At 67.5% G+C, this 20,739-nt stretch carries 18 protein-coding genes and 1 pseudogene; 8 read left to right on the forward strand and 11 right to left on the reverse strand.

The features are described from left to right. From ACTIFU_RS14215 to ACTIFU_RS14250, 8 genes are all read right to left on the reverse strand, one after another. The coding region (locus ACTIFU_RS14215) for a YrrC family ATP-dependent DNA helicase (RefSeq protein ID WP_439578974.1) at window positions 1–546 on the reverse strand (546 nt) is incomplete at its 3' end. Between the two features lie 615 nt (window positions 547–1,161). Beyond that, complete coding sequence (locus tag ACTIFU_RS14220) at window positions 1,162–2,541, reverse strand: M20/M25/M40 family metallo-hydrolase (RefSeq protein WP_439578975.1); 1,380 nt, start codon at window positions 2,539–2,541, stop codon at window positions 1,162–1,164. 44 nt (window positions 2,542–2,585) lie between these two features. Beyond that, a complete protein-coding gene (locus ACTIFU_RS14225; RefSeq protein WP_439578976.1) occupies window positions 2,586–3,560 on the reverse strand; it encodes an ABC transporter ATP-binding protein in 975 nt (324 codons plus the stop codon). After that, window positions 3,557–4,591 (reverse strand): ABC transporter ATP-binding protein, encoded by a 1,035-nt coding sequence (locus ACTIFU_RS14230; protein ID WP_439578977.1) that lies wholly within the window; start codon window positions 4,589–4,591, stop codon window positions 3,557–3,559. Before ACTIFU_RS14230 ends, ACTIFU_RS14225 begins: the two co-directional genes overlap by 4 nt. After that, a complete protein-coding gene (locus tag ACTIFU_RS14235) occupies window positions 4,588–5,490 on the reverse strand; it encodes an ABC transporter permease (RefSeq protein WP_439578978.1) in 903 nt (300 codons plus the stop codon). Before ACTIFU_RS14235 ends, ACTIFU_RS14230 begins: the two co-directional genes overlap by 4 nt. Beyond that, a complete protein-coding gene (locus tag ACTIFU_RS14240; protein WP_439578979.1) occupies window positions 5,490–6,431 on the reverse strand; it encodes an ABC transporter permease in 942 nt (313 codons plus the stop codon). The genes ACTIFU_RS14235 and ACTIFU_RS14240 overlap by 1 nt, the downstream gene beginning before the upstream one ends. Before the next feature lies 1 nt (window position 6,432). Next, window positions 6,433–8,010: an ABC transporter substrate-binding protein gene (locus ACTIFU_RS14245; protein WP_439578980.1), complete on the reverse strand. Its 1,578-nt coding sequence runs from the start codon at window positions 8,008–8,010 to the stop codon at window positions 6,433–6,435. Between the two features lie 77 nt (window positions 8,011–8,087). Beyond that, entirely contained in the window at window positions 8,088–9,698 is a 1,611-nt protein-coding gene (locus ACTIFU_RS14250; protein WP_439578981.1) for an ABC transporter substrate-binding protein, read from the reverse strand. Between ACTIFU_RS14250 and ACTIFU_RS14255 the strand changes: the two genes are divergently transcribed. Next, the gene (locus ACTIFU_RS14255) at window positions 9,682–10,590 is read left to right on the forward strand and encodes an SDR family NAD(P)-dependent oxidoreductase (protein WP_439578982.1); all 909 of its coding nucleotides are present in this window, start codon (window positions 9,682–9,684) and stop codon (window positions 10,588–10,590) included. The two genes, ACTIFU_RS14250 and ACTIFU_RS14255, sit on opposite strands and share 17 nt — an antisense overlap. On the opposite strand, the gene ACTIFU_RS14260 is transcribed toward ACTIFU_RS14255, so the two are convergent. Genes ACTIFU_RS14260 through ACTIFU_RS14270 form a run of 3 tightly spaced genes read right to left on the reverse strand, consistent with a single transcriptional unit; the run spans window position 10,568 to window position 14,021 of the window. Beyond that, window positions 10,568–11,998 (reverse strand): M20/M25/M40 family metallo-hydrolase, encoded by a 1,431-nt coding sequence (locus tag ACTIFU_RS14260; protein WP_439578983.1) that lies wholly within the window; start codon window positions 11,996–11,998, stop codon window positions 10,568–10,570. The two genes, ACTIFU_RS14255 and ACTIFU_RS14260, sit on opposite strands and share 23 nt — an antisense overlap. Then, the gene (locus ACTIFU_RS14265) at window positions 11,995–13,041 is read right to left on the reverse strand and encodes a hypothetical protein (protein WP_439578984.1); all 1,047 of its coding nucleotides are present in this window, start codon (window positions 13,039–13,041) and stop codon (window positions 11,995–11,997) included. The genes ACTIFU_RS14260 and ACTIFU_RS14265 overlap by 4 nt, the downstream gene beginning before the upstream one ends. Continuing rightward, on the reverse strand, window positions 13,038–14,021 hold the full coding sequence (locus ACTIFU_RS14270; RefSeq protein ID WP_439578985.1) for a Bug family tripartite tricarboxylate transporter substrate binding protein: 984 nt from the start codon (window positions 14,019–14,021) through the stop codon (window positions 13,038–13,040). The genes ACTIFU_RS14265 and ACTIFU_RS14270 overlap by 4 nt, the downstream gene beginning before the upstream one ends. 183 nt (window positions 14,022–14,204) lie before the next feature. On the opposite strand from ACTIFU_RS14270, the gene ACTIFU_RS14275 reads away from it, so the two are divergent. From ACTIFU_RS14275 to ACTIFU_RS14305, 7 genes and pseudogenes are all read left to right on the forward strand, one after another. Next, a complete protein-coding gene (locus tag ACTIFU_RS14275; RefSeq protein WP_439578986.1) occupies window positions 14,205–15,314 on the forward strand; it encodes an isocitrate/isopropylmalate dehydrogenase family protein in 1,110 nt (369 codons plus the stop codon). Next, complete coding sequence (locus tag ACTIFU_RS14280; protein WP_439578987.1) at window positions 15,311–16,333, forward strand: Gfo/Idh/MocA family protein; 1,023 nt, start codon at window positions 15,311–15,313, stop codon at window positions 16,331–16,333. The genes ACTIFU_RS14275 and ACTIFU_RS14280 overlap by 4 nt, the downstream gene beginning before the upstream one ends. Continuing rightward, window positions 16,318–17,004, forward strand: a complete 687-nt coding sequence (locus tag ACTIFU_RS14285) for a GntR family transcriptional regulator (protein ID WP_439578988.1) — start codon at window positions 16,318–16,320, stop codon at window positions 17,002–17,004. Before ACTIFU_RS14280 ends, ACTIFU_RS14285 begins: the two co-directional genes overlap by 16 nt. A gap of 933 nt (window positions 17,005–17,937) precedes the next feature. After that, the gene (locus ACTIFU_RS14290) at window positions 17,938–18,177 is read left to right on the forward strand and encodes a DUF433 domain-containing protein (RefSeq protein ID WP_439578989.1); all 240 of its coding nucleotides are present in this window, start codon (window positions 17,938–17,940) and stop codon (window positions 18,175–18,177) included. Further along, window positions 18,174–18,545, forward strand: coding sequence for a DUF5615 family PIN-like protein (locus ACTIFU_RS14295; protein WP_439578990.1), 372 nt, complete (start codon window positions 18,174–18,176; stop codon window positions 18,543–18,545). The genes ACTIFU_RS14290 and ACTIFU_RS14295 overlap by 4 nt, the downstream gene beginning before the upstream one ends. Window positions 18,546–18,594: 49 nt before the next feature. After that, window positions 18,595–19,956: a hypothetical protein gene (locus ACTIFU_RS14300; RefSeq protein WP_439578991.1), complete on the forward strand. Its 1,362-nt coding sequence runs from the start codon at window positions 18,595–18,597 to the stop codon at window positions 19,954–19,956. Then, window positions 19,923–20,663 (forward strand): annotated as a pseudogene (locus ACTIFU_RS14305) (integrase core domain-containing protein); the annotation flags it as partial. The gene ACTIFU_RS14300 and the pseudogene ACTIFU_RS14305, both read left to right, overlap by 34 nt. Window positions 20,664–20,739 lie beyond the last annotated feature (76 nt).

Consider the following 20,739-nt stretch of genomic DNA (forward strand, 5'->3'; position numbering starts at 1 on the left):
GCCGTAGGTCTTGAAGATCCGCACCGCGCGCGCCGTGCTCACCCCGTGGCTGTGCAGGAACACCATGATCTCCCGCACCACCTTCTGCTCGGCCCAGGCCGCGCAGATCCGCTCCGCGCGCAGCGGTCCGATCCCGGAGACCTCGCGCAGCTTCGCAGGGGACTGCTCGATGACGTCGAACACGCCTGTGCTGAACGCCCGCACCAGGCGCTTCGCATAGCCGGGACCGACGCCGCGGATCATCCCCGAGGCCAGGTACTTCTCGATCCCCTCCGCCGTGGTCGGCGCAGAGGCGCGCAGGAGGCGCGCGCGGAATTGCTGTCCATGGGTCCGGTCGTTGATCCACTCGCCGGTGGCGGTGACCCACTCGCCCGCCGAGATCGACGCCGCGTGCCCGACCACGGTGATCAGGTCGCGACGGCCGCGCGCTTTCACGCGCAGGACGCAGAAGCCGTTCTCGATGTTGTGGAACGTCACCCGCTCGATCGTGCCGGCGAGGACTTCGGCGGATGCGCCGGATCCGTGCCTGGGCGCGTTGCTGTGCATCTGGGGGTGATAGACGGCCGCAGGGCTCCGGGCGAGGAGGATGGCGCACTGCCGCGCCGATGGGCGACGCCTGCCGCAACTGCCACCAGACCTTCCGCCTCGGGCCGCAGGTAGCCTTCCCGCAGATCGGCGCCATCGGCTTCGATCGGGCGACCGAGCTCGAGGCGCTGCGTCTCTACGGCCTCCCGGACACCGCGCCCGCCGTGCACGTTGGTCCGACCCACGGTTCAGGAAGCAGCGAGAATCTGCTCTCCGCCGCCTGCAATCCGCCGAGCCTTGCCGACAGCGCAGGCGTGACGACCACGATCCGCGTGCCCGGAGCCACGCCTGGAGACTTCGTCTGGGCTGCGTTCTCGCTCGATCGGCAAGGCGTCGTTCTCACCACCTGGGTCAGCGCCGCCGATGATATGAGGCCCGGGGCTGCAGAACGGCACAGGCGAAACCGTCGATCTCTGCAGCGGCACGCTCCAAGTGAAGGTCGGCAAGAAGTAGTCACACGGCACAACCGATTGACGCTTCGAGCCCCGCAAACTTCGGCATGTCTGGGATTCGCGCCCGTACGCTTCAACACCTTCCCTCGATCGCAGACCAAGCCCAGAGTACTCCGGTGTTACCTCACCCTGCCAAATGCATCGCCACGCGATTAATGACCAGCGCCGACGCGACCGTGCCCCTCTCAATCCGGTCAAGGATCATATGCTCGTCGGGTCCGTGCGCCTGCCCCCCCTGATGGCAGTAGGACACCTCGATCGGCGGCGCGCCGACGATGTTCATCCAGATCGGGTTGGGGTTCGACCCGCCATTCACTGGTACGATCAATGGCTCGACATCGAACGCGTCGCGAACGGCGCTGCGGATCAGCTCGGCTGGGGGCGAGGCAAAGGGGATGCGTAACGGCCGGTAGACCGCGCCCACCTCAATCATGAGATCGCCGAAGCCTGTCTCGTCGGCGAAGCGGCGGATCGCGGCAAGGATCGCGTCGGGATCCTGGTCAGCCACGAGGCGTAGGCCAAGCTTTACGCTTGCCGAAGCTGGGATCTGCGCCTTCACGCCCGGGCCGGTATGGCCCGCCACCAGGCCCGTGATGTCGCAGGTCGGCATGTACATGATCCGGTGCCAATACGAGTCGGTGTCGAGCTCGGGCGGCAGCGCGATGCCGAGCAGTTCGCTGACCGCCGCGCGGTCAAGCGGCAGCCGCGCGAGAGCCGCCTGCTCCTCCGGCCCCACCGGCAGCACAGAGTCGTAGAATCCAGGCACGCGTACAGTCCCGGCCTCGTCCATGATCCTGGTCAGGAAGTGCACGATGCGCCAAGCGGCATTCGGCATCACGCCGCCGAAGATTCCGGAATGCACATCGCGATGGCCCGTCCGCGCCGAGATTACGATGTGCAGCAGGCCGCGGTTGCCGAAGACTAGTGTCGGTCGGTCGCCAGAGACGGATTCCCCGTCAGCCATGAAGCAGAGATCGGCAGCAAAGCGCTGTCGGTGCTCGGCCACGAAGGGTTCGAGATGCGGCGAGCCGATCTCCTCCTGCGGATCAAGCACGACCTTGATGGTCAGCGCTGGATCGAGCCCGCAGGTGCGCAGCGCCTCGAGCGCGGCGAACTGGCAGATCATCTGACCCTTCGGATCGTTGGCGCCGCGGCAGTAGAGGATACCGTCGCGCACCACCGGCTCGAAGGCGGGTGTGCTCCACTGCGCCGGATCGCCCGCGGGCTGGACATCGTAATGCGCATAGATGAGCAGCGTTGCGCGCGCCGCCTGATGGTGCCGCTGAGCGAGCACGAGTGGTGCCCGGTCGGGGCCTAGCGGAATCGTCTCGTGCGCGAAGCCGAGCCCGGCGAGCCATTCGCGCAGCAGCGCCGCGCCACGCTCAAGCGCCTCCGTGTCGCGGCTCAGCGTCGGGATGCGGCAGAGTGCCGCGAGCCGATCGAGCGTCTCGGGAAACCGTTCCGCCACCGCGATTTTGATCTGGGCGACGGTCGCATCACTCACCTTTGCACCTCTTATCTCGGGGGCCGCGGGTGGGCCCGACTCGGTCATACATGATGGCAGGCGACCGCATGCCCACCGGCGCCGATGCTGAGCGGTGGCTCATCGCGCGCGCAGCGTGCGTCAGCCAGCGGGCAGCGGTCACGGTACCGGCAACCAGCGCTGTCGCTCTCCGCCACGCCGGCTGGCTCGGCCAGGGTCGCGCGTGCCGCTGCCGCGCGTGCGCCCACCCGAGGCACCGGCACCGCCTGAAGCAGGGCACGGGTGTAGGGATGCCGCGGATCGGCGAACAGTGCCTCCGTGTCCGCCATCTCGACGATGCGGCCGAGATACATGACCGCGATCCGGTGACTGATCGCGGCGACCACGCCCATGTCGTGAGAGATGAACAGATAGCCGACACCCTCCGTCTCCTGGAGGTCGATCAGGAGGTTGACGATCTGTGCCTTGATCGACACGTCGAGCGCGGAGACCGCCTCGTCGCACACGATCAGGTCCGGCCCTGCGGCGAGCGCACGCGCGATGCAGACGCGCTGGCGCTGTCCGCCGGAGAACTCATGCGGATAACGTTCGGCATCGGCGGGCGACAGTCCAACCCTGCGCAGCAGCCCGCTGACACGTGTGCGCCGTTCTGCCGCGTCCGTGATCCCGGCGAGGTTGCGCAGCGGCTCGGCGATCTGCTCACCAACACGGAGATGACTGGTCAGTGCCGCGCCCGGGTCCTGGAAGATGATCTGGATACGCCGGCGCATCGGCCGCATCGCAGCCCGATCAAGCGCCACCAAGTCCGTTCCGTCCAGCCTGATCTCGCCGGCCGTGGGCTCGATCAGCCGCAGCACGCAGCGCCCGGTGGTGGACTTGCCGCAGCCGCTCTCTCCGACCAGCGCGAGCGTCTCGCCGCGCGCGATCGCGAATGAGACTCCATCGACGGCGCGCGTAACGGATGCGGCGCGGCCGGGTAGCCAGCGCCGCGACGCGAAGTGCTTCACGAGGTTCCGGACTTCGACCAGAGGCGCTATCATGCGGCAAGTTCCGTAGCGACGCGATCGCTCTCGAAGCACGCCACCGCACTGTCCGGCCCGACCGGTTCTAGGGTTGGCGCCTCGTCCCGGCAGCGCTGGCGTGCGAGCCGGCAGCGTGGCGCGAAGGCGCAGCCAGCCCGGCGGTCGGCGAGCGAAGGCACTACGCCGGGAATCTCGCGCAGTCGGGCGCCGCCGATGCGGCGGTGACGCTCGATCAGCGGGACGGACGCCATCAGCCCGGCCGTGTAGGGATGGCGCGGCTGCTCGAACAGTCGCACGGCCGGCGCGGTCTCGACCACGCGGCCGGCATAGAGCACGACCACGCGCTGCGCGGTCTCGGCAACGACGCCCAGATCATGGGTGATCAGCAACACGGCTGTGCCCCGCCGCTCCTGCAACTCAGCGATGAGGGCCAAGATCTGCGCCTGTACGGTCACGTCGAGCGCCGTAGTCGGCTCATCGGCAATCAGCAGCCCTGGCTCGCAGGCAAGCGCCATCGCGATCATCGCGCGCTGGCGCATCCCGCCTGACATCTCATGCGGGAACTGGGCGGCGCGGCGTGCAGGGTCGGGAATCCGTACTTCGGTGAGCAGCTCCACCGCTCGGCGCGCAGCCGCGGTGCGAGTCAGGCCGCGATGAATACGCAAAGATTCGCCGATCTGCCGACCCACCCGGGTCAGCGGGTTCAGCGCCGTCATTGGTTCCTGGAAGATCATGCCGATCCGGTCGCCGCGGATGCTCCGGAGCTCTGTCTCGGTCAGTCGCGTCAGATCCCTGTCTTGCAGCCTCACGCGGCCCGCGACGAGCCTCGCAGCCGGCTTCGGCAGGAGCCCGGCGATCGCGAGCGCGGTCAAGCTCTTGCCCGAGCCGCTCTCGCCGACCAGAGCAACGGTCTCGCCGGCGCTGATCGTGAGCGAGACGCTCTCGACCGCCTGTACCGGCACCGGCGCTGCGCCGGCGATCTCAACCGTCAGATCCTCGACCACAAGCACCGGTGCCGCAGCTGGCTGCGTGCTGGCCGGGCCGCTCACAGTTGGCTCGCTCCGCGCGGATCGAGCGCGTCGCGCAGCGCGTCACCGATCAGATTGATCGCAAGCACCGTCGCCGCGACGAAAGCACCGGGGATCAGCACGATCCAGGGCGCAAGGCGGAAATGCGTTCGCCCATCGGCGATCACGTTTCCCCAGGACGGAATCTCGGGCGGCGTGCCGACGCCAATGAAGCTCAGATAGGCCTCGGCGATGATCGCCGAGGTGCAGATGAAGGTCGCCTGAACGGCGAGCGGCCCGAGCGTCTGTGGCAGCAGGTGGCGAAAGATGATGCGCGGCGTGCCGTTACCGGCGGCGATCGCCGCTTCGACGAAGGGCTGCTCGCGAAGGGACAACACCATCGCGCGGACCAGCCGCACGACATTCGGCAGTGAGGTCAGTCCGAGCGCGACCACGACGTTGACGATGCTGGCGCCGACGATCGACATGAAGGCGATCGCGAGCAGGATGCCAGGGATCGCCATCAGCCCGTCCATCACCCGCATCAGGACGGCATCGACCAGCCGCAGATACCCGGCTATCAGGCCGAGCACGAGCCCCCCCGCCGCGGCGATCACCCCGACCAGCACGCCGATCGCGAGCGAGGTCTGGCCGCCCTCGGCGACGCGCGCAAGCAGATCGCGGCCGAGCGCGTCGGCGCCGAACACGAGCCCAGACCCTGGCGGCATGAGCCGCCGCGCGGCCGACATCTCCGTCACAGAACCAAGCGTGACCACGAGTGAGAGCAGCGTCAGCCCGACCGGGACTGCCAGCACAAGCAGCGCAACCAGCACCGCGCGGTCGCCGAGCAGTCGGGCCAGCAGCGTCGTTCGCCGCGGGACGGAGGCCGGACGATGGTCGGGCACCAATGCCTTGAGGGCCGTTTCCGATGTCGGTGCCATCAGTAGCGAATGCGCGGGTCGATCGCCGCGTAGGCGATGTCGATCACCAGGTTGATGCCGAGATAGACGAAGGAGAAGAACAGGATTACGCCCTGGATGACTGGGTAGTCGCGATTGAGGATGCCGTCCACGGTCAGTCGGCCGATACCGGGAATGGCGAACACCGTCTCAGTGATCACCACGCCTGAGATGAGTCCGGCCAGTCCAATGCCGATCACGGTCACGATCGGAACGGCCGCATTGCGCAGCACATGCGCGAGTAGGATCCGGACCGAAGAGAGGCCCTTCGAGCGCGCGGTGCGGACGAAGTCCTGGCGCAGCACCTCGATCACGCTGGCCCGGGTTATGCGGGCGATCAGCGCGGAGTAGATCAGACCCAGCGAAACCGCGGGCAGCGCAATGTGTTCCAGGAACGGCCCCAGACCGTCCGAGGGGGGCCGATAGCCTTGCACCGGCAGCAGTTCGAGCCAGAGCGAGAACACGAGCACCAGGCTGTAGGAGATCAGGAAGACGGGGAACGAGAAGGCTGCGACCGCGAAGGCCATGACGGCCCGGTCCGCCGCCGCGCCGGCCTTCCAGGCCGCCAGCACGCCGAGAGGCACGGCGAGCGAAACCGCGATCAGCATGGCCGAGCCCGCAAGCAGCAGGGTGGGCTCTAGCCGCTGAACGATCAGCCGCGACACCGGCAGACCCGTATAGATCGAAGTACCGAGATCGCCCGCGAGCAAAGTGGCGAACCAGCGCAGCAGTTGTTCCGGCAGCGAGCGGTCGAACCCGAAGCGAGCTCGGACCTCCGCGATCTGGTCCTCGGAAGCGAACTCACCGACCATCGCCGCGACTGGATCATTCGGTCCGAGCCGCATGATCAAGAACACCACCGCCGCCACCACCGCCACCACGGGTATGGTCGCGAGGAGGCGGCGAATGACGTAGCCGAGCATATCAGTTCTTGCTGATGCCGTAGAGGATCCCGACCGATGCGTCCTGCACGCCCTGCAGGCTGCTGCGCCAGGAGTCGACCTTCTTGAACACGCCGAACACGATGTGCGTGCCGTGCTCGTAGGCTGCCGCCTGGATGCGCTCGGCAGTCGCCTTGCGCGCCTCAGCGTCCGGTGCGTTGAGGAACGCGAGCCGCATCGCCTCAATCTCCTCATTGCACGGCCAGCCAGGCCAGTTGTCGCCCGCACAGGAGGTGTTGACTGCCGGGTTGACCAGCGGATTGAGCACGTCGACTGTCGCAAAGGTTGTTACGAAAAGGTTCCACCCGCCGTCGGTCGACGGCCTGCGGATGGTGCGTCGCTGCATGAACGTCGCGAGCGCCATCGGCTGCACTTCGACCGTGAAGCCGAGACGGCGCAGTGACTCCGCGGTGCGCAGCGTCCAGGCACTGTTCTGCGCATGGTTCGAGGGCTGCAGCATGACGACCGGCGTGCCGTCATAGCCCGCCTCGCGCAGCAGCCTTCGTCCCATCTCGATGTCGTTGCGGCGGATCGCCTCGGCGCCCGCCTCGGTCTCATAGGGCGTGCCGCAGCCGAACATGGCGTAGCATACCTGCCGCAGCGCAGGGTCGCGGATGACGGTCGCCAGGTGCTCCTCCTGATTGATGCCGTGATAGACGACCTGGCGCAGACGCGCGTCATTGAACGGCGGGATCAGGTGGTTGAAGCGAATCCAGCCCTGTTCGCCGCGCACATCGCGCACGCGGCTCACGATCTCCGGGTGCCGCTTCAGCTCCTCCAGGAGGTCGGGCTGGAGGTTTGCGACATAGTCCACCTCGTTGCGGATCAAAGCGGCTTGGCGGGTCGCGTCGTCGGGCATGATGATGTATTCGATCCGCGCAACTCCGGCGATCTTGGCGCCGGCGGTGTTGTCCTGTGGCTCGGCGCGCGGGCGATAACCGTCGAAGCGGGTGTAGACGCGGCGCTGGCCCGGCACCCACTGGTCGCGCTGGAACACGAAAGGGCCGGAGCCGGTTGGGTCGCGCAGCTGCGCGGTGTGGGGCGTCTGCGCGATCCGCTCCGGTAGCACGAAGAGCACAGCTCCCGAAGGCTTGGCCATGTTCTCGATCAGCGGCGGGAAAGGCTCGCGCAGGACGATCCGGAATGTGTCGTCGGCGACCGGCTCGATCGAGGCCAGCACGCGCATCATCAGCCGTGCGGTCGGATCGGCATTCGCCCAGCGTCGAATCGAAGCGACCGCGTCTCGGCTGGTGACCGGCGCGCCGTCGTGGAACAGCAGGCCTGGGCGCAGCCGGAACGTATAATTCAGGCCATCTGCGCTGACCTCCCACTGGTCCACCATCTGCGGCTGCACGCGCAGTTGGCTGTCCACGGCAAACAGAGTGTCGTAGACGAGGTAGCCGTGATCGCGTGTCGCATGCGCGGTCGTGAACATTGGATCGATGATCTGAATGTCCTGCGAACTACCGATACGCAGCACCGATGTGGGTTGCGCCAATGCCGGCGAGGGTGAAAGGAGAAGAACGGCTGCTAGGGCGAAGACGGTGCGTCGGTGGATCATGAGGTAGTCCTCCTCGATAGGCAGCGTGTGCGGTCGGATACGGGGCGGACGGCGGCCCTCCGCCTGCCCCGCCCGAGTCAGCGCTTGGGAACTACGAAGTAGGCCAGCGTGTCCTCGTCGGACCGCGGCGTGTAGGTGGCGATGCGATCGGCGCGCGCTGCCCAGATCGCCTTGAGATTAGTGACCGGGATTACAGCGTTGTCGGCGATCACAGTTTCCATCGCCTGCTCGAACATGCGTGCCCGCTTGGCATCGTCAAGCGTGCGCACACCCTCGATGATCAAGCGATCCACCGCCGGGTTGGAGTAACCAATCCGGTTCCACGAGCCGTAGCCAGTGTTCCGGTCATCGGTCAGCACCAGCGCGCCGAGCACCTGCGAGGACTCGCCGGTGACGGTGCCCCAGCCGTGCATGAAGAGGCTTAGGTCGCCGGCGGCGCGACGCGTGAAGAATACTGCCCGCGGAATCGCCTCCACGGTGGTGCGGATGCCGATCCGGGTGAACATCTGGCCGAGCGCCTCGCAGACCTTGCCGTCGTTCGGGAGGCGGTCGCTCGTGCAGTGCAGGGTGACCTGGAAACCGTTCGGGTAGCCTGCCTCCCGCAGGAGCTGCTGCGCCCTTGCCGGGTCGTGTGCCGGACGGCCAATCCGCTCGGAGAAGCCGAAGATCCCCGGCGGTACCATCTGGTTAGCGACCACGCCCGCACCGTCCATCGTGCGCTCGGCGATGCCCTCCCGGTTGATCGCGAGCGAGAGCGCTTCGCGCACGCGCGCATCGCGCAACGGGTTGCGCTCGAGCGGCCGTCCGTCGGTGCCACGAACCATCGGCGTCGTTTCGCGTTGGTCCGGGAACAGCAGGAAGTTGAATGCCGACGCACCGGCGAAGATTGAGATCGCGGGATTCCGCTGCAGGGTCTCGATATTGGCGGGCGGCACGTGGCCGATGATGTGCAGGTCGCCTGCGAGCAGTGCGGCGACGCGCGCGGCATCGTTGGAGACCTCGCGATAGACTACCCGCTGCCAGGGTGCGGGTCCGCGCCAGTGGCGATCGAACCGTTCTAGGATCAGATCGGCACGCGGCGTCCAGCTCACGAACCTGAACGGGCCGGTTCCGATCGCCGCCCTGCCGGAGTTGAAGTCCTCGATCCGGGCGTTCTGCGAGGCCGCCTTCGAGACGATGAATACGCGCACGAGGTTAAGCGGGAGGGTGGCAGATGGTGTATGGGTACGGAAGCGAACGGTATGATCGTTCACGATCTCCACCGACGCGATCTGCTGCACGTAAATGGCGTTGCTCGCGGGCCCGGTCGCGCCCGGAACGCGCTCGATCGAGAACTTCACGTCGGCGGCAGTGAACGGGGTTCCATCATGGAAGAGCACGCCGGGGCGGAGCTGGAATTCCCAGGTCGTGTCGTCGATCGGCTTCCAGGACTCCGCGAGTCCGGGCTCAGGCGACTGGTCGGGACCGGCCCAGACCAGGGTGTCGAAGATGTGCTTCATCGCCGAGGCCGTGGTGGTCAGCGACGAAAAGTGCGGGTCGATCGACTCCGGTCCACCGCGCACTCCGACGAGAAGGTCCTGCGCGACCGCGGCCGACGCGGCCGTCCCGACTGCGAGCGCGGCTCCGAGAACGAGCGCCCGCCAGCGCTGTGGAGCCAACCGGGGTCGGAAGTTGGTTCTGGTCGACATGAGCAGGTCTCCCTCTTGTTTTGTGCATACATTGATGCATGGTTTAACGAGTGCTGCAAGCCCCGACGCGGCTGCGGCCACTCGCAACAGACCCGAGGCCGGGATGACAACCAGCAGAACCCCGAAGGATGAGCCGTATCCGGTGACGGTGGTCACGGGCGCAGGCGCGGGCCTCGGCGCAGCTATCGCCGAAGCGCTGGCGGCACGAGGTGAGGCCCTTGTGCTCCTCGATCGATACGAGGACGGTATCGCGAGGATCGCCAAGCGGCTGTCTGCGGCCAGCGGCGTGCTCGCCATCGCCTGCGACGTCCGATCGCCGAACGATATCGAGGTTGCGTTCGCCCGCGCCGCTGCACGGTTCGGCCCACCGACGGGACTCGTGAACAATGCGGGCGTCTATCCCGATGATCCCGCACTCACGATGTCCGAGGCGTCCTGGGACGCCGTGCTCGACGTCAACCTAAAGGGCGCGTTCCTCTGCGCGCAGACCTTTGCCCAGGCACGGACTGCCGTTGGTGGCGGCGGAGCGATCGTCAACATTGCATCGACCGCGGCGTTCTCCGCTCGCCGCGGGGCGTCGCACTACGCCGCATCAAAGGCCGGCCTCGTGATGCTGACGAAGTCGCTCGCGCTCGAATGGGGTCCACACGGGATCCGCTGCAACGCGGTAGCTCCCGGCTACATCGACGTGCGTCCCGATCAGACCTCCGCCGAGTACCGCGCCGACTATGTGCGCCTGGTGCCGCTCGGTCGCACGGGCAGGCCCGAGGAGGTGGCCTCCGTGGTCGCGTTCCTGTTGTCCGGGGCCGCCTCGTTCGTCACCGGAGCCACACTGCCGATCGACGGCGGGTTCCTCGCCGGCCGCCCACTCATCCGCTCGGATGCGCGTTGACGCCGCCCATGGCCCCGCACCCCGCCAACGCATTGAGCAACCGGATGTGGCCGCGGATACCGTGGCGGAAGCAGGCGAGCTCGAATTTCTCGTTCGGTCCGTGATTGCGGTCGTCGTTGAGCCCGAAGCCGACCAGCAGGCAGTCCATGCCCAAGGAACGCTGCAACATCGTTACGGCCGGGATCGTGCCGCCGGCTCCGACAAGCACAGTGTCACGACCCATCTCAGCAGCAAGAGCGGCGCGCGCCGCCTCCATCCAGGGCGTGTCAACCGGAACCGAGAAGGCGGGTGCCATGGTGAACGGCGTCAAGCTCAACTGCACGTCAGGCGGCAGACGGTCCCGAACGAAACGCTCGAAGGCTGCGAACACCTCGTATGGATCCTGGTCGGGTACGAGGCGAAACGAGAGCTTCGCTGTTGCCTGCGCGGGTATGGCAGTCTTCGCACCCGCCCCGACATACCCGCCGATGATGCCGTTAACGTCCGCGCTCGGGCGGGCCCACAGGCGCTCCAGACCGTCGAACCCCTTCTCGCCGTGCGGTGTCGTCAGCCCCACCGACCGCAGATAACGTGCCTCGTCGAAGCCGAGCGAGGCCCAGGAGCGCCGTTCAGCGTCCGGCGCTGGACGGACACGGTCGTAGAAGCCGGGGATGCACACGCGTCCCCGATCGTCGTGAAGTGCACCCAGGATCTGGTTCAGCACGTTCAGCGGGTTGACCGCGCAACCGCCATACCGTCCGGAATGGAGCTCGCGCTCGGGCCCCCGCACGGTCATCTCGACGTAACACATGCCACGCATTCGGGTGGTGATGGCCGGTGTATGCTCGTCCCACATGCTCATGTCGACGATGACACACACATCGGCGGCGAGCTCCTCACGCTGCGCGGTCAGGAAGGCACCAAGGTTCGGACTGCCGAATTCCTCCTCGCCCTCGAGCAGCAGCGTAACGCGCGCGGGGAGTGGTTCGCCGGATGCCAGCCACGCTCGCAACGCCTCGATCAGCGTCATGATCTGGCCCTTGTCATCCACCGCGCCGCGGCCGACGATGCGAAGACCACGCGGCCCGTCGACCAGAGCGGGCTCGAACGGTGGCGTGAGCCAGCCCTCTCTGGGATCGGCAGGCTGAACGTCGTAATGCGCGTAATAGAGGAGATGCGGCGCGCCTGCCGGCCCAGGGTGCTTTGCAACGACGACGGGGTGGCCCGCGGTCGGGCGCACCGTCGCATCAAAGCCGAGATCGCTTAGCTCCCTGGCAAGCCAAGCGGCGGCACGGCGGCAATCCGGTGCATGTTCCGGTTGCGTGCCGACGCTCGGGATGCGCATCAGCGCGAACAGCCGTTCGAGCGCCCCATCCCGGTCTGACTCGGCGCGCGCGAGAACGGTGGCAACCGTCTCGTGCATGATCATGCGCCGGTGATCTCTTTGAGGATGCCGAAGAAGGCGCGCTTGCGCGGCGATGAGATCGCCCAATCGACCGGCAGGCTCTGGAATCCGTCGGCGAACCGCTCGCGCACCTGGCGGTAGTCGAAATAGCCCCAGCCGGCGTACTCCGTCACCGCCGCGACGAAGTTGTTGTCCAGTCGGTCGAACTCGAAATGGTCGTCCTCATTGTAGGTGATCGGCTGGCCGCGATAGGCCGGGTGGCTGCGGAGGCGCATCAGCTGGGTGCGGACGCCGTCCGGCGAGTGCACCCAGTTGCCGTGCGGCAGCAGGAAGTCGGCGGTATCGAGGATAGCCGCCGGCGGAAGCTGGGGGCGTACCAGGCTGGTGCTGACTAGCAGCCGCTTGGCGGGGGTATCCAGCCTGCCGCCGCTTCGGGTCTGCGCGAGCCGGATCAGTTCGTGGCAGCGCGCCGCGCCGATGATGTCGTGCACATAGACGCCGAGGTCGACCTCGTTACCGATCTCCAGCAGCACGTTTCGCGCGCCACGCGCGCAGAGCCAATCGACCGTCTCGGTGACGGCACGGATCACCGCCGCCTCGTCCGCAAGCGCCTTCGACTGGTGGCCGTAGAACAGGCCGAGGATCACCGCCATGCCGGCGGTGTCCGCCGCTGCGATCACCTGGCCGAGGCGCGCCGCGTAGGTGGGCTTCAGCGCGCCCTCGGACGTGAAGCCAGAGATCCGCCAGGGCTGGTGCCAGGAATAGCCCTGCGGGCTTCCGCCCTGGAGGTTGATCGCAACGGCGGCAAGCCCGTGCGCACGGTAGGCCGGCAGGGCAGCACAGAACTCGGCCGTGTTCCGCTCCGCCGACCACGGGCCGTCGGCGTAGTCCCAAACACCGCACGTGGCCGGGTTCTCGTCGTCGACTATGGCGTTCGCCATCCGGCTGTTGAAGAGCAGGCCCTCGATCCGGTAGCCGCGCCACGACCGGCCCGGACAGGTGGGCTGGCCGTCGAGGGTAAAGCGGTCGCCGTCGATCCCGATGACGGTGCGGGTCGGCGTGGTCATTCCAGGGTGATCCCGGCGCTGCGGATGATCTCGCCCCACTGCGCGCTCTCGTCCCTGATCACCTCGCTGAGCTCCTGCGGCGTGCGGTAGCGCGGGACCGCGCCACGTTCGCGGTAGAATGTCAGCAGCTCCTCGTCCGACATTGCCTCACGACAGGCCTCGCGCAGGCGCGCGAGGACGGGTGCCGGCACGGCGGCGGGCGCCATCAGCGCCTGCCAACCGACGGCGATCAGATTGGGGAAACCCGCCTCGATTGTCGTCGGCACATCCGGGATCGCGCTCAGACGCTCGTGCCCGGCGACGGCGAGTACGCGCATCTGGCCGGCATCGATCGCCCCGCGCGCCTGGGCGAGGTTGTCGATCATCAGGTGCATGCGGCCCGCGATCATGTCCTGGATCGCCGGGCCGGTGCCGCGATACGGCACGTGCACAATGTCGATTTGTTGGTCGCGCTTGAACAGTTCGAGGCTGAGATGGGCGAGCGTGCCGATCCCGCCGGACGCGAAGTTCAGCTTGCCCGGGTTGGCGCGCGCGTATCCCACCAACTCGGCGAGGGTGGAGACGCCGAGCGTGCTCGATACCATCACGGCCTGCGGGGTCGAGGTGATCCCGCAGATCGGGGCGAAGTCGCGTGGGTAGTTGACGCGTACGTTGCGATACAAGAAGGGGTTGTTGGTCGCCATCGCGCCGTTGATCTGCAGCAGCGTGTAGCCGTCGGCCGGCACCTGGAACGCGACGTGATCGGCTGCGATGTTGCCGTTCGCGCCCGCCCTGCTCTCGACCACGATCGTCTGGCCGAGCGTGCGTGACATCCGCTGCGCCAGGGGACGCGCGACCAGATCGACCCCGCCGCCGGGGGCAAAACCGATCACAGTGCGGATCGGCCTGGTCGGGAAGTCAGCCTGGGCCCAGGCGGGCGCGGTGCCCGGCCCGACCGCTGCGGCGATGCCCAACAGTACAAGTCGTCGCGTGGGTTTCATGGATGTTTCCGCGCCTCCGGCATGGTTGCTGGACACGACTCATGCCATAATGTATGCATTGTCAACCCCGGCCGCCCTGCCCAGATGAGATTCGGTGGTCGGCCGTCTCGCTGATGGCGATCCGCCCGCGCCGCGATCGGTTGGCTTAGTCCTGCTGCTTCCGATGCTGAAGGAATCCTCGCCATGACGCCCAGTTTCCGCATCGCCGTGCTGCCGGGGGACGGCATCGGCCCGGAGGTGATGGCGCCCGCGCTTGAGCTGCTGCGCACCGCGGCCGAACGCGTCGGGCTCGCGCTCGCGACCGAGGCGCATCCGGCTGGTGCCGTCTGCTGGCGGGAGACCGGCGCGGCCCTGCCCAAGGCGACGATGGCGGCCTGCGCGGCGGCGGACGCGATCCTGCTCGCGGCCATGGGCGATCCGGCGATCCGCTACCCCGACGGCACCGAGATCGCGCCGCAGCTCGATCTGCGCTTCGACCTCGGCCTCTATGCCGGCGTTCGTCCGGTGCGCGTGATCCCCGGCGTGCAGATCCCGCTCGCCGACCCGCGTGCGGCCGCGATCGACCTCGTGATCCTGCGCGAATCCACCGAGGGCCTGTTCTGGTCGCGCGGGCGGGGCGAGGTGCTGAACGACGCCGAGGCGCGCGACACGCTGGTGATCACCCGCGCCACCACCGCCCGGCTGTCCGACTTCGCCTTTACCCTCGCCCGCACCCGGCGCGGGCGCGGCGGCAAGAACCTGGTGACCTGCGTGGACAAGGCGAACGTGTTCACCTCCTTCGCCTTCTTCCGCCGCGTGTTCGACGAGCGCGCCGCGGCGCATCCGGACGTGCAGGCCGCGCACCACTACATCGACGCGATGGCGCTCGATCTCGTGCGCCGACCCTGGGCGTTCGACGTGATGCTGACCGAGAACATGTTCGGCGACATCATCTCGGATCTCGGTGCGGCGCTGATGGGGGGCATGGGCTACGCGCCCTCGGCCGACATCGGCGATGCGCATGCGGTGTTCCAGCCCTGCCACGGCTCGGCGCCGGACATTGCCGGCCGGGGGATCGCCAACCCGACCGCGATGATCCTCTCGGGCGCGATGATGCTGGAGTGGTTCGGCGAACGGCATGGCGAGCCGCGGGCCCTGCGAGCCGGCGCCTTGATCCAACGCGCGGTCGATGCGGCCTTCGCCGACGGCCGGCTGGTCACCCCCGAGCACGGCGGCACCGCAGGCACGCGCGCAGTCGCCGATGCGGTCGGTGCCGCGATGGCGGCGCTCGATCCCGCGGCCGTGGCCGCATGACGCTCGCGGTCGGTCTCATAGGGGCCGGCTACTTTGCGCAGTTCCACGCCGAAGCCTGGGCCCGCATGCCCGGGGCGCGGCTGGCCGGGGTCTGCGACTCCGACCGCGCCAAGGCGGAGGCGACGGCCGCGCGCCATGGAGGTGTGGCGTTCGGCGATCTCGCCGCGATGCTCGCCGAGATCCCGCTCGACCTCCTCGACATTGCCGCCCCGCCGCCCGTGCACGCCCCCGCGATCCGCGCCGCGATCGCCGCCGGGGTTCCCACCGCGATCTGCCAGAAGCCGTTCTGCGGCGAACTCGGCGCGGCGGAGGCGATCACGGCGGAGGCCGAGGCGGCCGGGCTCAGGCTGATCGTGCACGAGAACTTCCGCTTCCAGCCCTGGTACCGCGAAATCGCGCGGCTGCTCGCGGACGGCGCGATCGGCGAGCCGTTGCACCTCACCTTCCGGCTGCGGCCCGGCGACGGCCAGGGGCCGCGCGCCTATCTCGACCGCCAGCCCTATTTCCAGCAGATGCCGCGCTTCCTGGTGCACGAGACCGCGGTGCACCTGCTCGACGTGTTCCGCTTCCTGTGGGGAGAGCCCGAGGCGGTGTTCGCCGATCTGCGCCGGCTCAACCCGGCGATTGCCGGCGAGGACGCCGGCCTCGTCATCCTGCGCTACGGCAACGGCCGGCGCGCGCTGTTCGACGGCAACCGGCTGGTCGACCACGCCGCGGCCAATCCGCGGCTCACCATGGGCGAGATGCTGGCCGAAGGGACCGCAGGGACGATCCGGCTTGATGGCGCCGGTCGGCTATGGCAGCGCCGGCAGGGCGTCGTGGACGAATGCGAGCACGCGCATCATCTGCCGCCACAGGGCTATGGCGGCGACTGCGTGTTCGCGCTCCAACGCCATGTGGTTGCCCATCTGACGGACGCTACGGCTGTGGAAAACATCGCGCGCGAGTATCTGGCGACCCTGCGGCTGGTCGAGGCGTGCTATGCCTCCGCCGAGGAGGGACGATGGATCGCCTTGTGATCGAACCGGCCGAGCGCCTGCCTGCCGCCGAGCGCGCCTATCGCGAGCTGCGCCGGCGCATCCTCGATAACTCACTGGTCGCCGGCACCAATCTCTTGGAGGAGGAGGCCGCGCTGATGCTCGGGCTCTCGCGCACCCCTGCGCGCGAGGCCATGGTGCGCCTGGCCGAAGAAGGGCTGGTGGAGCTGCGTCCGCGCCACGGGATGCGGGTCAAGCCGATCTCGGCCGACGACATGCGCGAGATCTACGAGGTGCTCGCCGCGCTCGAGCCCAAGGCCGCCGGTCTTGCGGCGAAGCGCGGGCTGTCGGCGGAGGACCTTTCCGCCCTCGAGAACGCGGTTGCGGCAATGGATGCGGCACTGGAGCGGGGCGATCTGGTCGCCTGGGCCGAGGCCGATGAGCGCTTCCACATGGACCTTGTGCGCGCCTCGGGAAACCGCCGGCTCGCGGCCACGGTCGGCTCGTTCTGGGACCAGGCGCATCGCGTGCGCATGGCGACCCTCCGCCTGCGCCCGCTGCCAACCACCTCGAACGCTGATCACCGCGCGGTAGTCGCAGCGATCCGCGCCGGTAAAGCGAAAGAGGCAGAAGCGATCCACAGACACCACCGCGAGGGAGCAGCCGAGATGCTTGTCGGGTTACTGGAGCGACTGGGGGGTGTACGGATCTAGCGTTTCTAGCTCCGCGGGCCATCGGTGACCCGGACGCAAGCGCACCTATCCGGTTCGGCGACGCACTTGCACCGGGCGTGACTTCTGTGGAGTGTCCGCCAGAGGCGCGGTAGCTGATGTCGCCGCTGTTGAGCAATATGCCAGACGACGCGCGGTGGTGTGTGTCTCCACCTCAGCGGCTAACCTTCCTCCCCGCTTCTAGGCGTCCAGAGACGGTTGTGTCCCCGGTTCCCACTGCTCCGCCAGTCCCCTGGTATCTGACCACTCTCCCTGCTGGTGACCGGCGCCGAAAGGCGCAGGTTTCCTGAGCCTTTGCGCGCGGACCTTGATACTGCGCTGCCGGAACGACGGCCGTTTTCTGTCTCCGGAGGGCGGTTTCTCTCCAAAGCTTGGGACTTGGCCGATTTAGTCTACAAGCTTAACCTGTTGATCTAACGACGTATTGCGTTGGGGCTCCGGCATGGAAGTTTGCAATGCGATCGCTTCTGCGGTCTGGAGTTCCGCGAGAAGTACGGGCAGCGAAGCTCGCGCACGGGCGTTACAACTCCAACGAGTCGCCGCGCCAGACGTGCCCGCCATCGATTGATCCGATATCCTTGCTGCCAGCGACGACCCGTGCTTAACCGATGACGACGCTCGACGACATCAAGCCCGCCACTCGGCTCCAAGGAATAGACGCGCCCGGCGTTGCAGAGATCGTAGAGGTCTCGCACTCTGGCCCCGACGCTTCGAACTCCTTCTTCGGGCCAATTGGGGGCCCATCTCGCCATCTTCCTGGTCGACGGCGGCTTCGCGCTGGCGTCTGTCTATGTGCGTCAGTTCGTGACGCGCGAACTGGAGTTTGCCGAGACGGCCGTGGTCTTCAACCTAAAGGCGCTGGTATCCTATCGGGCGCCCCGCCGGGGCGGCGGCGTAAGGCAGGGGAGGTTCGAGATGCCGGATGCAACTACCGCGCGTCGCATCGTGCTCGACCCCGAGGTGATGCTCGGCAAGCCGATCGTGCGCGGCACACGGATCACCGTCGAACACGTGGTCGGCCTGATGGCCGAGGGCTGGACCGAGACGCAGTTGCTGGAGAACCACCCGCAGCTCACGCGTGCCGATATCCAGGCATGCCTTGCCTATGCGCGTGACCTGGTCGCCTCCGAGCGCGTCTTCCCGTCCGCTGCGTGAGCGCGCGGTTCCTGTGCGATGAAAACATCTCCGGCGCGCTGGTCCGGGCGCTGGCCGCGCGCGGTCGCGACGTCCTCTGGATCGCCGCGACCGCCCCGGGCATGAGCGATCCTGCGGTGCTGGCACTTGCGCGCGAGCAGGGGCGTGTTCTGATCACCGCTGACAAGGATTTCGGCGAGCTGGCAACGGCCAACCTTCGAGGCACCGCTGGCGGCGTGATTCTGCTGCGCGTTGCGCTGCCGCCGACCGAGGACGCTGCGGGCTCTCTTGCCGAGCTGATCACAGGCCGCGATGACTGGCCCGGCCATCTTGCAGTCGTGGAGCCCGGTCGACTGCGCATGCGACGACTGGAGCACACACGCGGATGATCCACTCGAAACGGAGCGCGTGCGAAGCGCGCCACGGCGGCTGACGACCATGCTCGATTGGGAAGAACGCCCGGTCGATCCGCTCCCTGGCACTTCCCCTGCCGTCATTCCGGACAACCGCGTTCTGTTGCGGCAGCGTGGCCACACCGAACCCACGCCGATCAGCGATCTGGTGAAGGACGCGATCTTCATCCGGGGCACGATCAGCGGGCTCGACGCCCATGGTGTCGCCTGGCTGCGGTCGCAGGTCGTCCACCCCGCACTTAAACGGTACGATCTCGTGTTCAGTCTCTACGGTCGCTGCCCAACCTGGGACGATGTCCTGCTCGACGCGCTTGACTTGCAGGACGCGAACACCGATCGGGTCGCCTTCCGCGTCCTTGGGCGTCGCATCGGCCCGGATCGTCCGGCCAACCTGCTGTGGCTCCAGGCGGAGATGAGTGAACCCGGCGTCATTGTCGTCGGAAACGTCAGCAACTTCATGGTCGGAGCGCGATGGGATCCGACCGATGCGGTCGTCGTCACCGCGATCGACGCTGCCGGTGCTGACGCACTGCGACGCTGGTTCGACTCTGTCCATGCTCACAGCAGAGCACTCACCTCGACCACCGCGCGCGCACCGCGCCTTCGGCTGCCCGAGGGCACTGCCGAGGGCGAGCGGATGTGGGGCGAGTACCTCAAGACGCTGGACGAGGCAGTGCCGATCGATGTGAACCCGGACGCGGAAATCACGGTTGATCCCGACACCGGCGAGATCAAGGACGCACCGGAACTGACGCCCACGCAGGCCAAGGCGATCGCACAGATCGATCCCGTCTTGCTTGCGGTACAGGCGGCGCTGGCGAAGGGTACGCTCGTGTCGATCGATCGGGTCGGTCGAGCCCCACCGCTCGACATGCCGGTCAGGGCGGAGATGTTCGGCGAGGCGGGAGAGCAACGTGCGGGCGCCGCACGGCGAAAGCAGTCCTTCAGCATCACCGTGTTCGACGAGAAGACCGCGAAGCTTCTTGAGAACCGACGGAACGAGATCGGCTCACGCCTTTCGGCGTTCAGCCTCATGCTGCGCGAGGGTGAGCGCTGGATGCCCGCCGGCGCCTTTGCCCTATTCGAGAAGGAGATGCGGGACGCGGAGGAGAAGGCAAAGCAGGCCTTGGCCAAGGCGACCGGCGGCATGAAGGCAGACGCCTTTGTCGACTCACAGGCGGCAAAGATCGAGGAGGACTGCCGGAAGTTGGCGCAGCAGATCGGTCCGGACCGCAGGGTCTCGCCTGCCCTGATGCAGGAGGTGCGTACCGGCCTCATCAAGCGGCTCAGCGCCAACCTTGACCGGGGCATGGCGTGCGGTATCAGCCGAACGGTCACGCAGCTCTCATCCATCGAGGATCGGCGATCACGATCCAGAAGCTGCTGAACGAGCGCGAACTGGGCACGCGGGCGCAGCGCTGGCTGGCGCTGGAACGGCAGAACGCCGAGGCGGCGATCGAGCTCAGCCCCGAGCAGGTCGCCTTCCTGGAGAAGCAGAACCCGTGCTTCCGCGAGCGCCATGTGGAGAGCGGCGCGCCCGGCGAGTTGCTGTGCGCTGATACCTTCTTCGTCGGCCACCTCAAGGGCGTGGGCAAGGTCTACCTGCACGCGGTGGTGGGGCCGTAGGCAACGCCCGAAGGGCGGTACACCTACGGCTCCTATGCCTTCGGCTTCCTGCACGTCAGCAAGCAGCCCGAGGCGGCGGTGGCGGTGCTGCACAACGATGCGCTGCCGTTCTATCGCGAGCTCGACCTGGCGGTGGGCGCGGTGCTGACCGATAACGGTCGCGAGTTCTGCGGCACCGAGACGCATCCCTACGAACTCTACCTGGCGCTGAACGAGATCGAGCACCGCAAGACGCGCGTGCGCACGCCGCAGACCAACGGCTTCGTCGAGCGCTTCAACGGCACCGTGCTGGACGAGTTCTTCCGCGTGGCGATGCGCGAGAAAGTCTACTCCTCGGTCGAGGCGCTGCAGGCCGATCTCGACGCTTGGCTCCGCCACTACAACACCGAACGGCCGCACCTCGGCTACCGAAACCAGGGACGCAGGCCAATCAAAACCATCCAACAGTTCGTCAGCCAAGAAGGTTAATACCAAGTCCTTCTGAGCGAGACTCCCAAGGGGGATTCCCCGACGCGGGCGGGATCTGATTCAAGCGGGCGAGCAA

This window comes from Elioraea sp. (genome assembly GCF_051860475.1).
Taxonomy (GTDB): Bacteria; Pseudomonadota; Alphaproteobacteria; order Acetobacterales; family Acetobacteraceae; genus Elioraea.

Bases quoted from the DNA above. Each gene is read 5' to 3' on its own strand.
- ACTIFU_RS14225 (WP_439578976.1), bottom strand. From the start codon at position 3,560: ATGATAGCGCCTCTGGTCGAAGTCCGGAACCTCGTGAAGCACTTCGCG.
- ACTIFU_RS14235 (WP_439578978.1), bottom strand. From the start codon at position 5,490: ATGGCACCGACATCGGAAACGGCCCTCAAGGCATTGGTGCCCGACCAT.
- ACTIFU_RS14240 (WP_439578979.1), bottom strand. From the start codon at position 6,431: ATGCTCGGCTACGTCATTCGCCGCCTCCTCGCGACCATACCCGTGGTG.
- ACTIFU_RS14245 (WP_439578980.1), bottom strand. From the start codon at position 8,010: ATGATCCACCGACGCACCGTCTTCGCCCTAGCAGCCGTTCTTCTCCTT.
- ACTIFU_RS14250 (WP_439578981.1), bottom strand. From the start codon at position 9,698: ATGTCGACCAGAACCAACTTCCGACCCCGGTTGGCTCCACAGCGCTGG.
- ACTIFU_RS14260 (WP_439578983.1), bottom strand. From the start codon at position 11,998: ATGATCATGCACGAGACGGTTGCCACCGTTCTCGCGCGCGCCGAGTCA.
- ACTIFU_RS14265 (WP_439578984.1), bottom strand. From the start codon at position 13,041: ATGACCACGCCGACCCGCACCGTCATCGGGATCGACGGCGACCGCTTT.
- ACTIFU_RS14270 (WP_439578985.1), bottom strand. From the start codon at position 14,021: ATGAAACCCACGCGACGACTTGTACTGTTGGGCATCGCCGCAGCGGTC.
- ACTIFU_RS14275 (WP_439578986.1), top strand. From the start codon at position 14,205: ATGACGCCCAGTTTCCGCATCGCCGTGCTGCCGGGGGACGGCATCGGC.
- ACTIFU_RS14280 (WP_439578987.1), top strand. From the start codon at position 15,311: ATGACGCTCGCGGTCGGTCTCATAGGGGCCGGCTACTTTGCGCAGTTC.
- ACTIFU_RS14285 (WP_439578988.1), top strand. From the start codon at position 16,318: ATGGATCGCCTTGTGATCGAACCGGCCGAGCGCCTGCCTGCCGCCGAG.
- ACTIFU_RS14290 (WP_439578989.1), top strand. From the start codon at position 17,938: ATGCCGGATGCAACTACCGCGCGTCGCATCGTGCTCGACCCCGAGGTG.
- ACTIFU_RS14300 (WP_439578991.1), top strand. From the start codon at position 18,595: ATGCTCGATTGGGAAGAACGCCCGGTCGATCCGCTCCCTGGCACTTCC.